The 14,659-nt window shown below is 39.0% G+C and carries 15 protein-coding genes; 13 read left to right on the forward strand and 2 right to left on the reverse strand.

Features of this window, described 5'->3' with window-relative positions:
- Positions 1-90: 90 nt before the first annotated feature.
- The 11 genes from NST80_RS01835 to NST80_RS01885 all read left to right on the forward strand — a co-directional run bounded on the left by NST80_RS01835 (position 91) and on the right by NST80_RS01885 (position 10,775).
- Positions 91-3,000: a glycoside hydrolase family 68 protein gene (locus NST80_RS01835; protein WP_049529423.1), complete on the forward strand. Its 2,910-nt coding sequence runs from the start codon at positions 91-93 to the stop codon at positions 2,998-3,000.
- Between the two features lie 89 nt (positions 3,001-3,089).
- Positions 3,090-3,719: a uracil phosphoribosyltransferase gene (upp, locus tag NST80_RS01840; RefSeq protein ID WP_002883819.1), complete on the forward strand. Its 630-nt coding sequence runs from the start codon at positions 3,090-3,092 to the stop codon at positions 3,717-3,719.
- 173 nt (positions 3,720-3,892) lie between these two features.
- Positions 3,893-4,483 carry an ATP-dependent Clp protease proteolytic subunit ClpP gene (clpP, locus tag NST80_RS01845; RefSeq protein WP_045768756.1) on the forward strand — a complete coding sequence of 197 codons (591 nt, stop codon included), beginning with the start codon at positions 3,893-3,895 and terminating at the stop codon, positions 4,481-4,483.
- A gap of 85 nt (positions 4,484-4,568) precedes the next feature.
- Positions 4,569-5,018 carry a YlbF family regulator gene (locus NST80_RS01850; RefSeq protein ID WP_049529424.1) on the forward strand — a complete coding sequence of 150 codons (450 nt, stop codon included), beginning with the start codon at positions 4,569-4,571 and terminating at the stop codon, positions 5,016-5,018.
- The gene (locus NST80_RS01855) at positions 5,011-5,292 is read left to right on the forward strand and encodes a YlbG family protein (RefSeq protein WP_002890011.1); all 282 of its coding nucleotides are present in this window, start codon (positions 5,011-5,013) and stop codon (positions 5,290-5,292) included. Before NST80_RS01850 ends, NST80_RS01855 begins: the two co-directional genes overlap by 8 nt.
- A gap of 154 nt (positions 5,293-5,446) precedes the next feature.
- Positions 5,447-6,622 (forward strand): ABC transporter substrate-binding protein, encoded by a 1,176-nt coding sequence (locus tag NST80_RS01860; protein ID WP_048790259.1) that lies wholly within the window; start codon positions 5,447-5,449, stop codon positions 6,620-6,622.
- Positions 6,623-6,665: 43 nt separating this feature from the next.
- The gene (locus tag NST80_RS01865) at positions 6,666-7,550 is read left to right on the forward strand and encodes a branched-chain amino acid ABC transporter permease (protein ID WP_002883743.1); all 885 of its coding nucleotides are present in this window, start codon (positions 6,666-6,668) and stop codon (positions 7,548-7,550) included.
- A gap of 3 nt (positions 7,551-7,553) precedes the next feature.
- A complete protein-coding gene (locus NST80_RS01870) occupies positions 7,554-8,504 on the forward strand; it encodes a branched-chain amino acid ABC transporter permease (protein ID WP_002883720.1) in 951 nt (316 codons plus the stop codon).
- Positions 8,505-8,506: 2 nt separating this feature from the next.
- Positions 8,507-9,271, forward strand: a complete 765-nt coding sequence (locus tag NST80_RS01875) for an ABC transporter ATP-binding protein (RefSeq protein WP_045771733.1) — start codon at positions 8,507-8,509, stop codon at positions 9,269-9,271.
- On the forward strand, positions 9,271-9,981 hold the full coding sequence (locus NST80_RS01880) for an ABC transporter ATP-binding protein (RefSeq protein WP_014633927.1): 711 nt from the start codon (positions 9,271-9,273) through the stop codon (positions 9,979-9,981). Before NST80_RS01875 ends, NST80_RS01880 begins: the two co-directional genes overlap by 1 nt.
- A gap of 134 nt (positions 9,982-10,115) precedes the next feature.
- Positions 10,116-10,775, forward strand: a complete 660-nt coding sequence (locus NST80_RS01885) for a CBS and ACT domain-containing protein (protein WP_045771734.1) — start codon at positions 10,116-10,118, stop codon at positions 10,773-10,775.
- Positions 10,776-10,953: 178 nt separating this feature from the next.
- Here the strand turns inward: NST80_RS01885 and cysK are convergent, their stop codons facing one another.
- Both cysK and NST80_RS01895 read right to left on the reverse strand, forming a co-directional pair.
- On the reverse strand, positions 10,954-11,880 hold the full coding sequence (gene cysK / locus NST80_RS01890; protein ID WP_002883742.1) for a cysteine synthase A: 927 nt from the start codon (positions 11,878-11,880) through the stop codon (positions 10,954-10,956).
- A 101-nt stretch (positions 11,881-11,981) separates the two neighbouring features.
- Positions 11,982-12,608, reverse strand: coding sequence for a YigZ family protein (locus tag NST80_RS01895; protein WP_002886637.1), 627 nt, complete (start codon positions 12,606-12,608; stop codon positions 11,982-11,984).
- 54 nt (positions 12,609-12,662) lie between these two features.
- Between NST80_RS01895 and NST80_RS01900 the strand changes: the two genes are divergently transcribed.
- Positions 12,663-13,982: a DEAD/DEAH box helicase gene (locus NST80_RS01900; protein ID WP_002886638.1), complete on the forward strand. Its 1,320-nt coding sequence runs from the start codon at positions 12,663-12,665 to the stop codon at positions 13,980-13,982.
- Positions 13,963-14,625 carry a ComF family protein gene (locus tag NST80_RS01905; RefSeq protein ID WP_002886639.1) on the forward strand — a complete coding sequence of 221 codons (663 nt, stop codon included), beginning with the start codon at positions 13,963-13,965 and terminating at the stop codon, positions 14,623-14,625. The genes NST80_RS01900 and NST80_RS01905 overlap by 20 nt, the downstream gene beginning before the upstream one ends.
- Positions 14,626-14,659 lie beyond the last annotated feature (34 nt).

The following is a 14,659-nucleotide window of genomic DNA, read 5'->3' on the forward strand; positions in this document are numbered from 1 at the left end:
AAAAATATCAATTTGTCATTAAAAAAAGATTGGAATTTAGATAAAAAAATGATAGAATGGAACATGTAAAAACCTAAAAGGAGAGTTTATATGGATATTACAGTTAATTCACAGTCAAATACAGTAGCACCAAAGCAAGCAGAGTGCAAAAAGATGCGTTATAGCATCCGTAAGGTAGCCACAGTAGGGGCAACATCAGCACTCGTTGGTACCTTGGCGTTTTTGGGTGCCACTCAGGTAAAAGCTGATCAAGTTACAGAAACAGCACCAGCGGTAGCTACTGCGACAGCAACACCAGAAACAAGCACAGCATCTCTAACGGTAGCCAGTGAAACAGCAACAAGTGTGGCAACTTCAGAAGCAGTTGAATCTTCAGTTGCACATTCAGAGGTTGCAACTAAACCAGTTACAGAGACACAACCAAGCAACACAACTCCATCAGTAGTTGAAGAAAAGGCGTCTAGCACAGTAGTGACATCTTCATCAGATGCAACAACACCTTCAGCGACTGTTGCTGCAGTTTCTGCTCCGGCTCATACATCAGAGGCTGCAGTAGAAGCACCAACTTCAACAGCAAGCTCAGAAGCAGCTGATACACACACTGAAGTAGACCTTAAAGTTTCTGAAAACAGCGCGGCTAATGCCAACCTTAGTAAACTTAATGGTCGTATCAAGTCTATTGTTGAAGAGAATATGACCTCAGATCAAATCGTTGCCTTGACTGAGGAAGAAATTAAAGCACTTAATAAAGTTGACTTTAGTGATGATGCTATCAAGGGTACAGGTACTAGCTTGACTTACCGTAACTTGAAAGATATCGTTGCTAGCTTCTTGAAGCAAGACAGCAAATTGGCAGTTCCTTACTTTAAAGCAGATACAATCATCAATATGCCTGCCTTCAACACTGTTGATGCCCAAACGATGAAAAAAGAAGAAATCGACGTTTGGGATTCTTGGCCAGTCCAAGATGCTAAGTCAGGTGTAGTTAGCAACTGGAATGGTTACCAGTTGGTTATCTCAATGGCCGGTGCACCAAATAAAAACTCAAACCACATTTACTTGCTCTATAGTAAATATGGAGATAATGACTTTACACATTGGAAAAATGCGGGTCCAATCTTTGGTTATAATGCCCTTGAAGATGACCAACAATGGTCAGGTTCAGCGACGGTAAACTCTGACGGTAGTATCCAACTTTACTACACTAAGAATGATACTAGTGGCGGTAAATTGAACTGGCAACAATTGGCTAGTGCTACACTTAACCTAGCTGTTGAAAACGATGAAGTTGTTATCAAGTCAGTTGAAAATGACCACATTCTCTTTGGTGGGGATAACTATCATTATCAAAGTTATCCAAAATTCATGAGTACTTTCAACGATGACCACAACCACGATGGAAATCCAGACCGTACAGATAACTACTGTCTTCGTGACCCACACATCATTGAAGATAACGGTAGCCGCTACCTTATTTTCGAATCAAATACAGGTGACGAAAACTACCAAGGCGAAAAACAAATTTACAAATGGTCAAACTATGGAGGAGATGACGCCTTTAACCTTAAGTCATTCCTCAATATTGTTAATAATAAACACCTTTACAACCTTGCATCATGGGCAAATGGTTCTATCGGTATCTTGAAACTTGATGATAATGAGAAAAATCCATCTGTAGCTGAACTTTACACACCGCTTGTCACTAGCCACATGGTTACTGATGAAGTAGAACGTCCAAGTGTTGTTAAGATGGGTGGCAAGTATTACCTCTTCACTGCTTCACGTATCAACAAATCTACGGATGCTGAAGGTACTGTAGCAGCGCGTGAAGCTGTCGGTGATGACGTTGTCATGCTTGGATTCGTATCAGACAGCCTCCGAGGAAAATATCGTCCACTTAATGGCTCAGGTGTGGTCTTGACAGCCTCTGTACCAGCTGACTGGCGTACATCTACCTATTCTTACTATGCGGTTCCTGTTGAAGGCTCATCAGATACTCTTTTGGTAACTTCTTACATGACTAACCGTGGTGGAATTGCCGGTGCTGAGAATAAATCAACATGGGCTCCAAGCTTCCTTATCAAGATGAATGCAGATGATACTACAGAAGTTCTTCCTAAGATGACGAATCAAGGTGACTGGATTTGGGATAAATCTAGTGAAAGCTTGGTACACGTAGGCGATCAAAACAGTGCTAAATTGCCAAACGAGGACTTTAATGTAGATTATTATGCGGTATCGGGTTATGGTCTTAAACCACATACTTATCCTACAGTTGATGGTTCAACAGGCGTTTCTGAAGCTCACGGTGTCTTGACTGTAACTGTTAAAGATGGTAAAGACAAGAAGGCAGATAAGCCAGAAACACCAGTAAGTCCAACAGAAGGTAACCATTCTGTTGATGATAAGACTAATAAACCAGGCACTTCTAAACCAGCGGACAATAATCAACCATCAGCTGATAAAGAAGATAAACCAACAAATCCTACGAATCCGGATTCTCCAGCTCGTACTCCTTTCCCAAATTATGGAGACCACTCTAATGATAACAATTCTTCAAATGATCATCATGTAGCGGTCCCTGTGAAACCTTCGACAGGAGATTCTGTGGGTGATCGTCGTCCAGTAGCTCAAGCCGCAGAGATTGCGACACCAGTACCAAAGACTATTGTAGCAACTGGACCAACTGTTCCAACGAATACTGTTAAAGAAGAGTCTGTGACTGAAACAGAAGCTCCAAAACCAGTTAAGTCTGAAGAAAAAGTTCAGTCTCACGGAGTTGATAAAGCTAATGAAGTAACTAAGTCTGATGAGTCAAGTAAAGGCAACAATACTAAAGTTGCTGCCAAACTTGCTACGACTCCTAAGACACCAAGTGATTCAGAAGGTTCAAACAGCAACATTCTTTCAATCTTGGCGACTATCTTTGCAGCAATTGCTAGTCTAGCTCTTCTTGGCTATGGTTTGGTCACAGGAAAGATTCATTTACCTAAAAAATAATCCTTTTCAAAAACGTTTGCAGAAAAGCAAGCGTTTTTTTTGCCTTTTTGATATAATGGAGTGAGTATAAAGCAAAGGAAGAAACTATTATGGGTAAATTTCAAGTTATTTCACATCCACTGATTCAACATAAACTTTCAATCCTCCGTCGTGAGGATACTTCTACTAAGGACTTCCGTGAGCTAGTTAATGAAATTGCTATGCTTATGGGTTACGAAGTATCTCGTGACCTTCCTCTCGAAGAGGTTGAAATTCAAACACCAATTACCAAAACAGTACAAAAACAACTTTCTGGTAAGAAATTAGCGATTGTTCCAATCCTTCGTGCGGGTATTGGTATGGTCGATGGTTTTCTTAGCCTTGTACCAGCAGCTAAAGTTGGTCATATTGGTATGTATCGTGATGAGGAAACTCTTGAGCCGGTTGAGTACTTGGTTAAATTACCAGAAGACATTGATCAACGTCAGATCTTTGTAGTAGACCCAATGCTTGCGACTGGTGGTTCAGCAATCTTGGCAGTAGACTCACTTAAAAAACGTGGCGCTGCTAATATCAAGTTTGTTTGCTTGGTTGCAGCACCAGAAGGTGTCAAAAAATTGCAAGATGCTCACCCAGATATCGATATCTACACAGCATCTTTGGATGAGAAACTTAATGAAAACGGTTATATTGTTCCAGGTCTTGGAGATGCAGGTGACCGTCTCTTTGGTACAAAATAAGTTGAAAAGGGAAAATTTCCCTTTTTTTACTAGATTAATAAGTTTAAAGTGAAATTATTTTAGGGGGGGTTAGCACTCTTTCCAAAAGAGTGCTAAGAATGATGTTTTTTATTTGACCTAATTTGACTAAAATCATATAATAGCATCAAGACAATATTAAAAGGAGGATTCATATGATTCCTGTAGTAATTGAACAAACATCACGCGGTGAGCGTTCTTATGATATTTACTCACGTTTGCTCAAGGATCGTATCATCATGTTAACAGGTCCTGTTGAAGATAATATGGCAAACTCAATTATTGCCCAACTCTTGTTTTTGGATGCTCAAGACAATACAAAAGATATCTATCTTTATGTTAATACACCAGGTGGATCCGTTTCGGCTGGTCTTGCCATTGTTGATACAATGAACTTCATCAAGTCTGATGTTCAGACTATCGTTATGGGGATGGCAGCATCTATGGGAACAGTTATCGCTTCCAGCGGTACCAAAGGTAAACGTTTCATGTTGCCAAATGCAGAGTACATGATTCACCAACCAATGGGCGGTACTGGTGGCGGTACGCAACAAACAGACATGGCTATCGCAGCTGAACACTTGCTCAAGACACGTAATAACTTGGAGCAAATCTTGGCAGATAATTCTGGACAACCAATTGAAAAAGTTCATGCAGACGCTGAACGTGACAATTGGATGAGTGCTCAAGAAACGCTTGAATATGGTTTCATCGATGAAATCATGGCTAATAACCAATTAAAATAAACTGAGCTTGTCTTAAACAAAAGTCAGATGCAAATCGGTTGTATAAGGACCGTTTCATCTGGCTTTTTGTGTTATAATAGAAAACATGTTAATAATCAATGAGGAGTTGCTTGCGATTGATCAAGCTATAGAGTGTCTTGTTTCGTATTTTCTAAAGCTACCTGAGGTAGAGAATTATCGTTTGAAACGCCAGAAATTCGAAAATGACAGAGAACTTCAAGAGCAACTCTTTGCATTTCAAGAATTAAAGGATAGCTATGATGCTGCTAAGGCGTATGAGGCTTTTAGACCAGATGTGAGAGAGTTGAAACGTCAGGTTTTGCGAATGAAGCGCCAAATTGATTTAAACGAGGTGGTTATTGCTTATCGTCACGCAGAGTTCGATTTACAGACTATTTTAGCCAATCTTGGTGAGGAGATTGCCCAAGCCGTTTCAGGTCAGATTTTTATTGATACTGGACTACCTCTTGCCCCCCATAAACCACATCATAAAAAGGGAGACACGAACATAAAGGAGAAGATGAGTCATGATTAAGCGTCAAGGCATTATTGTTTATTTATACTACAATAGAGACTTACGTAAAATTGCCAAGTTTGGGGATGTTGTCTACCATTCTTATAAGATGCGTTATGTGCACCTTTATGTAGATGAGGACAAGGTCGAGGATATTTTGAAAGAGCTCGATGGAATGAAAGCAGTGAAAAAAGTTCTGCCTTCCTACTATTCTGATATTGATATGGACTTTGTAGGTAGTCTGGAACGTTACGACACCTCAGTCCCTGAACCGTTTAAGAACTTTTCTCTTTAATAAGAGAAAAGTTTTTTTCTTTTTAAAGAGTTATTCTTAAAGTAATGGAAACGATTACTGCCGCTAAAGCTTAGTTATGTGTAGTTGACAATTGTCTGATAATTCTGTAAGCTATAAGATGGACTTTTTTAAGAAAATATTAAGGAGAAATCTTATGTCTAAAAAGATCACACTTATTGTGTTAGCCTTTTTTGCTTCCATTTTCTTAGTTGCCTGTGGCAAGTCACCAGATGTGACTGCTAATGCCAATGGTACTAAGATTGGCGATACAATCAAAATTGGTGTTAACATGGAGTTGACAGGTGCCGTTGCAGCCTATGGTAAGGCAGAGCAGAATGGTATTAAGTTGGCTGTTGACGAAATTAACAAAGCTGGTGGCGTCGATGGCAAAAAGCTTGAGCTTGTCACAAAAGATAATAAATCTGAAAATGCTGAAGCTTCAACATCTTCAACGAACTTGGCTATTCAGAATAATGTAAATGCTATCGTTGGTCCAGCGACATCAGGTGCTGTTGCTGCGGCTAGCCTTGTATCACAAAAAACAGGAGTTCCTTTGCTGACACCTTCAGGTACGCAGGACGACCTTACGGTAGATGCTAATGGTACGAAGAAATTCGTTTTCCGTACAACCTTCAAGGATAGTTACCAAGGTAAAGTTTTGGCAGCTTATTCTTACAATAATTTGAATGCTAAGAAAGTAGTTCTCTACTATGATAATGCTTCAGATTATGCCAAAGGTATTGCGGATGAATTCAAGCGTGAATATAAAGGTAAAATCGTTACTGAAGCTACCTTTGCTTCAGGGGACAAGGACTATCAGTCAGCATTGACTAAATTTAAAGACCTTGATTATGATGCTATTGTAATGCCTGGTTACTATACTGAGACTGGTATTATCACTAAACAAGCACGTGACCTTGGAATTGATAAACCAATCCTTGGACCTGACGGATTCAGTGATGCGAAATTTACTGAGCTTGCAGGTAAAAAGAATGCTTCAAACGTCTACTATGTATCAGGATATTCAACAAATGTTGCTCTTTCTGACAAGGCATCAGGATTCATCGAAGCATATAAGAAAGCTTACAACACTGACCCAAATATGTTTGCTGCTCTAGCTTACGATTCTGTTTATATGATTGCAGAAGCATCAAAAGATGCGAAAACATCAGTTGATATTGCTGATAACTTAGCACATTTGAAAAACTTTGTCGGGGTTACTGGTAAAATGACGATTGATAAGGATCATAACCCTATTAAAGCAGCTCTTATGGTTAAAAGAGATAATGGTGAAGAGGTTTCAGCGGAAGCCGTTGAAATTGAAAAATAATCTGTTATCTATACTAAAAATGAACTAGAAAGTTTGGTTAAATATGTTTTTTGAACAACTTCCCCAACAACTAGTCAATGGTATCATCTTGGGTAGTATCTATGCCTTACTTGCCCTTGGATATACCATGGTTTATGGGATTATCAAATTGATTAACTTTGCCCATGGAGACATCTATATGATGGGTGCCTTCGTTGGTTACTATGCGATTAATAGCCTTGGAATGAATTTCTGGGTTGCCCTTGTCTTTGCTATGCTTGTCTGTGCGATTTTAGGGGTTGTCATTGAGTTCTTGGCTTATCGCCCACTCCGTAATTCGACACGTATTTCTGCCTTGATTACGGCTATCGGTGTCTCATTCTTCCTTGAGTACATCATGGTTCTCTTTGTAGGTGCAGATACACGTTCATTCCCTCAAAAGATTGCAATTAAGACTTATCATCTTGGATCAATCTCTGTAACAAATGTGCAATTGCTTATCTTGGTAGTTGCCCTTGTCCTTATGGTTGCTCTTCAATTGATTGTTAAAAAGACTAAGATGGGTAAAGCTATGCGTGCCGTATCTGTAGACAGTGATGCAGCTGAATTGATGGGTATTAATGTTAATAACACTATCAGCTTCACTTTTGCTCTTGGATCATCACTAGCAGGGGCAGCGGGTGTCCTTATTGGTCTTTACTATAACTCTATCGAACCTCTTATGGGTATGACACCAGGTATTAAAGCCTTTGTTGCTGCCGTTCTTGGTGGTATCGGTATTATCCCTGGTGCAGCACTTGGTGGATTTGTTATCGGTATTTTGGAGACATTATCAACTGCAATTGGTTTGTCAAGTTACCGTGATGCCATCGTTTATGGTGTCTTGATCGTTATCCTTTTGGTTCGCCCAGCGGGTATCCTCGGTAAAAATGTGAAAGAGAAGGTGTAAGACATGAAGAAAAATCTAAAAGTAAACCTTATTTGGTTTGGTCTTATCATTGGGCTCTTCCTTATCTTGAAAGGTCTTGAACTTTCAGGTATCATGAACCTTTACTACATCCAAATCTTAATGGGAATTGGGATCTCAATCCTTATGGGACTTGGTACTAACCTGGTTCTTGGTTTCTCAGGACAATTTACACTGGGACAAGCTGGTTTCATGGCAATTGGTGCCTATTCATCAGCTATCATTACTGGTATGATGCCAACATATGACGGTTTCTACCTCTCAATGGTTGTCGGTGTCATCATCGCAGCTATTGTTGCCCTTATCTTTGGTCTACCTACCCTTCGTTTGAAAGGGGACTACCTTGCCATTGCAACTCTTGGTATGGCTGAAATCATCCGTATCATTATCGTTAATGGTGGTGAATTGACTAATGGTGCTGCTGGTTTGACAGGTATCCTTCCTTATACAAGTTGGCCTGTAATTTATTTCTTTGTGGTAATCATTACAATTTTGGTACTTAACTTCTTGCGTTCAGCAACTGGACGTCAAGCAATCACTCTTCGTGAAGATGAAATTGCTGCTGAGTCAATGGGTGTTAATGTCACAAAAATGAAGGTTCTTATCTTTGTTATTGGTGCCATGATTTCAGCGATTGCTGGTTCACTTTATGTCAGCTACATCGGTACAGTCGTGCCAAAAGATTTCACTATCATGAAATCAATTGATTACCTTATCATTGCCGTTCTTGGTGGTCTTGGATCTATCACAGGTACTATCATTGCCGCTGTTGTTCTTGGTATTATCAACATGTTCCTCCAAAACGTTTCAAACCTTCGTATGATTATTTACGCCTTGGCTTTGATTCTTGTAATGCTCTTCCGTCCAGGTGGACTTCTTGGAACAAAAGAACTCTATCTCTCAAAATTCTTCAATAAATCTAAGGAGGGCAAATAATAATGGCACTTCTTGAAGTTAAAAATCTAACTAAAAACTTCGGTGGTTTGACTGCCGTTGGTGATGTTTCAATGGAACTCAATGAAGGTGAGTTGGTTGGGCTTATCGGACCAAATGGTGCTGGTAAAACAACCTTGTTCAACCTTTTGACAGGTGTCTATGAGCCAAGTGAAGGAACGATTACACTTGATGGTACAGTCCTAAACGGTAAAGCACCTTATAAAATCGCTTCACTCGGTTTGTCACGTACATTCCAAAATATCCGTCTTTTCAAAGACATGACTGTGCTTGAAAATGTTCTTGTTGGTTTGTCAAATAAGCAACCTTCAAATTTCTTTGCATCTCTTTTGCGTTTGCCTAAGTACTACTCAAGTGAAGAAGAGTTAAAAGCAAAAGCTATGGAACTCTTGGCTATCTTCAACTTGGATGGTGAGGCAGATACGCTTGCGAAAAACTTAGCTTATGGGCAACAACGTCATTTGGAAATTGTTCGTGCACTTGCAACAGAACCAAAAATTCTTTTCCTTGATGAACCAGCTGCGGGTATGAATCCACAAGAAACAGCTGAATTGACTGCTCATATTCGTCAAATTCAAAAAGACTTTGGTATTACAATCATCTTGATTGAACATGATATGAGTTTGGTCATGGATGTTACTGAGCGTATCTATGTTTTGGAATACGGACGCTTGATTGCAGAAGGAACACCTGATGAAATTAAGAATAACAAACGCGTTATTGAAGCTTACTTGGGAGGTGAAGCATAATGGCTATGTTGAAAGTTGAAAATCTCTCAATTAAATATGGATCTATTGAAGCTGTTAAAAATGTTAGCTTTGAAGTTAATGAAGGTGAAGTTGTAACTCTTATCGGTGCTAACGGTGCAGGTAAAACATCAATTCTCCGTACAATCTCAGGTCTTGTTCGTCCAACTGAGGGAACCATTTCTTATCTCGGAAATGATATTCATAAAACACCTGCACGTAAGATTGTTGCTGAAGGTTTAGCTCAAGTACCTGAGGGACGTCATGTATTTGCAGGATTAACCGTAATGGAAAATCTTGAAATGGGAGCTTTCCTTCATACAAATAAAGAAGAGAACACAGCTCTCTTGAAAAAAGTCTTCCAACGTTTCCCACGCCTAGAAGAACGTAAGAATCAAGATGCAGCGACACTTTCTGGTGGTGAGCAACAAATGCTTGCAATGGGCCGTGCCCTTATGAGTCGTCCAAAACTTTTGCTTTTGGATGAGCCTTCAATGGGACTTGCTCCAATCTTTATTCAGGAAATTTTTGATATTATTGAAGATATTAAGGCACAAGGAACTACAGTTCTTTTGATTGAGCAAAATGCCAATAAGGCTTTGTCAATTGCAGACCGTGGTTACGTTCTTGAAACTGGTAAAGTGGTTCTTTCAGGTACTGGTGAAGAACTTCTTGCATCAGATGAAGTTCGTAAAGCCTATCTTGGAGGATAAGAAAAAGCGCCCGAGGGCGTTTTTCTATCGTCTCATACTGATTGGAAAATACTAATTTTTCAGTAAAATATTGCAATCGGTTACAATTAGTGTGGTATAATACAAGTAAGAAATCATTCGGAGGAAAATGAAATATGGCAGTAAAAGATTTTATGACGAAACGTGTGGTTTATGTCTCACCAGAAACAACAGTTGCAGCAGCTGCAGATATTATGCGTGATAAAGGGTTGCGCCGTTTGCCGGTAATTGAACACGATAAACTTGTTGGGCTTATTACAGAAGGTACAATGGCGGAGGCTTCACCATCAAAAGCAACAAGCTTGTCAATTTATGAAATGAACTATCTCCTTAATAAGACAAAGGTAGGAGATATCATGATTAAGAATGTCCTTACAGTTTCCAAATATGCTAGCCTTGAGGATGCAATCTATATCATGCTTCAAAATAAGGTTGGAGTCCTTCCAGTTGTGGACAATGACCAAATTTCAGGAATTATCACAGATAAAGATGTCTTTCGTGCTTTCTTGGAAATTTCTGGTTATGGTCAAGCGGGAATTCGTATTGGGTTGGAAGTTCCTGATACTCCACGTGTTTTGGAAAAAATTGCGAACCTTATCGCTAGTGAGAATCTCAACATCGAACGTACAATTGTTGCACCTAAAAATGACACCGTACTTCGTGTCGAACTCCAAGTTGAAGGAGAGGTTGGAATTGAACAACTCAAGGAAGTTTTTGTAGAAGCAGGATTCACAGTTACTGAAATTGCAAAGACAGAAGCAAAAGAGTTAGACTAATAAAGAAGATAAAACAAATTCTTTAGACTTCAGTTATCCTAAAAAATAGAAAGTTTGTAGGAACAGTTCAGTGGAAATGAGATTATAATCCTTGCTTTTTCTAGTAATTAATGAACTACAGGCTTGAACTTTATACAATAAAAAAAAGGCTAGAACATATGTTCCAGCTTCTTTTTTATTAGTCTTGAAAATCATAAAGTGTTGTAGAGAGGTAGCGTTCACCATTGTCAGGCAAGAGTGTCAAGACTTTCTTACCTTCACCAAGTTCAGCAGCAACCTTTAGGGCGGCAGCAATAGCAGCACCTGATGAGATACCAGCTAGGAAACCTTCTTGGCTCCCCAATGTACGTGATGTTGCGATAGCTTCATCAGAAGGAATACGCACAACACTGTCATATGATTTTGTATCCAATGTGTCAGGGATGAAACCAGTTGAGATACCTTGAATTTTGTGTGGTCCTGGTTTATCACCATTCAAGACGGCAGATTCGTCAGCTTCAATACCATAAACCTTGATATTTGGATTGGCAGCCTTAAGGGTTTTTGAAACACCTGAAATAGTACCACCAGTACCAATACCAGCAACAAAGGCATCCAAACCTTCTGCACCAAAATCTTCAAGAATCTCTTGACCAGTTGTAGCCGCGTGGACAGCTGGGTTTGATGGGTTGGCAAATTGAAGTGGTACCCAACCGTTGCGTTCAGCAGCAACTTCTTTAGCTTTAGCAATCGCACCCTTCATTCCTTCGCTACCAGGAGTCAATACAAGTTCAGCTCCATAAGCTTGGATGATTTTACGACGTTCAACACTCATTGTGTCAGGCATTACGATAACAACTTTATAGCCTTTAGCAGCACCAACCCAAGCGAGACCAATACCAGTGTTACCTGAAGTTGGTTCAACAATGGTATCACCAGGTTTAATCGTACCAGCTTTTTCAGCATCTTCAATCATACGAAGAGCAATACGGTCTTTAACTGAAGAACCAGGGTTAAAGGCTTCGAGTTTTACGTAAACATCTGCTGATCCTTCTGGAACAATAGAGTTAAGTTTAATAACAGGTGTTTTTCCAACAAGTTCAGTGATTGAGTTGTAAATTGTCATATTTAAAATCCTCTTAATCTTTGATTGATGGTTTTAAGTATACGACGGTAGGCTCAACTTGTAAAATACATCTTCTTTATCACTGTGATAACGTTTAACTATCAGATAGGAATTTCAACGATTTTCTTTCCAGATTTTTCATAATTAACTTTCCCCTGATAGAATTCGGTTAGTTCCTGACCAAGTTTTTCAATATCAGACTTTTCGACAAATAGAGTAGTAGAAACATCTGATAAGAAAGTTGTATCAAATTCTTGGAGTCCTTCTTTTTCAAGAAAGTTGGAGAAAACTTGGTACTGAGAGTAGGTTAACTCTACGGTTAGTCCTGTTAATTCCTTGACTTCGACTCGACCAATTTCTTCAATAGCATGGGCAACGCTACCAGAGTAAGCGCGGATAAGACCACCTGTCCCAAGTTTGATTCCTCCAAAATAACGAGTCACAACTGCTACGACATTAGTAAGTCCTTGTTTTTCTAGAACAGTAAGCATAGGCACACCAGCTGTTCCAGAAGGTTCGCCATCATCACTCGAACGCTTAATTTGACCATCATCACCAACAATCATTGCAGAGCAAGAGTGATTAGCCTTGTGATGCTCTTTCTTAATCTGAGCGATATACTCTCTCCCTTCTTCCTCACTGATAATACGTTTCAAGTGACAAATAAAACGAGATTTTTTTATTTCTTCTTCAACGATTCCATCGTTGGCAATAGTTTTGTAATCCATAAAAAAATTTTATCATAAAAAGATGAATTCAAACATATTTTCGAATAGAAAGATATGGTACCTAAAGAATATTATGGACGGCTATTTACGAAAGAACAGTTGCCAGTGGACTATCACTCAGAGGCTTTTACATTAGAAAGCATGATAAAGGTCGATAAACAACTTAGATGTAAAAGATGTTACAGTCAGATAGAGGAAGATTGGCAATTACCGGAAGGTCAGTATTATTGCAGAGCATGTATTGTCTTTGGCAGAAACCAAGAAGGAAAAGAACTTTATTATTTTCCTTCAAAAACATCAGAAATTGAATTTCCTGTTTTGAAGTGGTTAGGAGAACTGACTCCCTATCAAGCTGAGGTCTCAGAGAAGCTTTTAGAAACATATCAAAAACAGAAAGACAGCCTCGTACATGCTGTGACTGGTGCTGGGAAGACCGAGATGATTTATAAAATCGTTGCCTATGTTCTTGGAAATAAAGGTCGTGTAGCTATCGCAAGTCCTCGCGTTGATGTTTGTCGAGAGTTATTTCTACGTATGCAGAGGGATTTTACTTGTAGTATTTCTCTGCTTCATGCTGAGAGTGAACCATATGATGGTAGTCCGCTTGTAATAGCTACCACCCATCAATTACTAAAGTTTTACCAGAACTTTGACCTAGTAATCGTTGATGAGGTTGATGCATTCCCTTTTGTAGGAAATGTCATGTTAAATCATGCTGTGGAGCAGGCAAAGAAGGAAACCGGTCGCTATATTTACTTAACAGCGACTTCTACAATATCTTTGGAAGAGCAAGTTCGACTTGGAACTTTAGAAAAGCATCACCTTGCCAGACGTTTCCATGGAAATCCTTTAGTACTTCCTAAATTCTGTTGGCAGGGAAGATTACAAAAATCTCTAATGAGAGGCAAGCTTCCAAGACCCCTTCTTTATCAGATAAAAAAGCAACGTAAATCCAAATTCCCTTTACTAATCTTTTTTCCAAATATAGCGATAGGTGAAAAGTTTACCAATATTCTACAAAAATATCTTCCAGATGAAAAAATGGCCTTTGTTTCTTCAAAAAGCGAGGAGCGTTCAACTATTGTAGAGAAGTTCCGAGAAAAAGAACTATCCATCTTAGTGACAACAACTATCCTCGAACGTGGTGTGACCTTTCCACAAGTAGATGTTTTTGTTTGCATGGCAAATCATCACTTATACACTAGTTCGAGTCTTATTCAGATTGGGGGTCGAGTTGGAAGATCCCCAGATAGACCGACAGGAAAGCTTTATTTCTTTCATGAAGGGCTATCCAAATCAATGCTTCGTTGTCGAGAAGAAATAAAGGTTATGAATAAAAAAGGAGGATTTAACAATGAAGTGTCTACTATGTAATGACTGGATTGAATCAGTGCCAAAATTAAGAGACCTGATTACGTTTAACCAGAGAGAAGAGTACTCCTGCGTATCTTGTAAAAATCAGTTTAAAAAACTTTCAAAAGAAAGATGTCAAAATTGTAATAAGGAGTTACATAGAGATACCTGTATTGATTGTAAACTTTGGATGAAAAAAGGCTATATTCCTAAGCACCTTGCCATTTATCGCTATGAAGAAAACATGAAAGATTATTTTAGCCGCTATAAATTTATGGGAGACTATTGTCTTAGAAAAACATTTCAAAAAGATATAAAAAATAATTTAAAACCATTTTTTAAAAAAGGTTATACCATAGTGCCGGTCCCATTGTCGGAAGAACGCTTGGTAGAAAGAGGATTCAACCAAGTTGAGGGATTAATAGAGGGAATTCCCTATCAGGATATCTTTGAGAAAAGAGATATTGAGAAGCAATCATCGAAAACACGCGAGGAGCGTCTAAGTCAAGATAATGCCTTCTGTCTCAAGAAAGGTATAGATGTACCAGATAAGATTATTATAGTGGATGATATCTATACAACAGGATCCACTTTATATCAGATGGTCCAACTATTAGAAGGTATAGGTATTAAAGAAGTTTTGACCTTTTCACTAGCTAGATAATAAAAATCCTTGCAAATTTTCATGAAAAGGATAT

It is taken from the genome of Streptococcus sp. FSL K6-1323 (assembly GCF_038630745.1).
Lineage (GTDB): Bacteria > Bacillota > Bacilli > Lactobacillales > Streptococcaceae > Streptococcus > Streptococcus salivarius_D.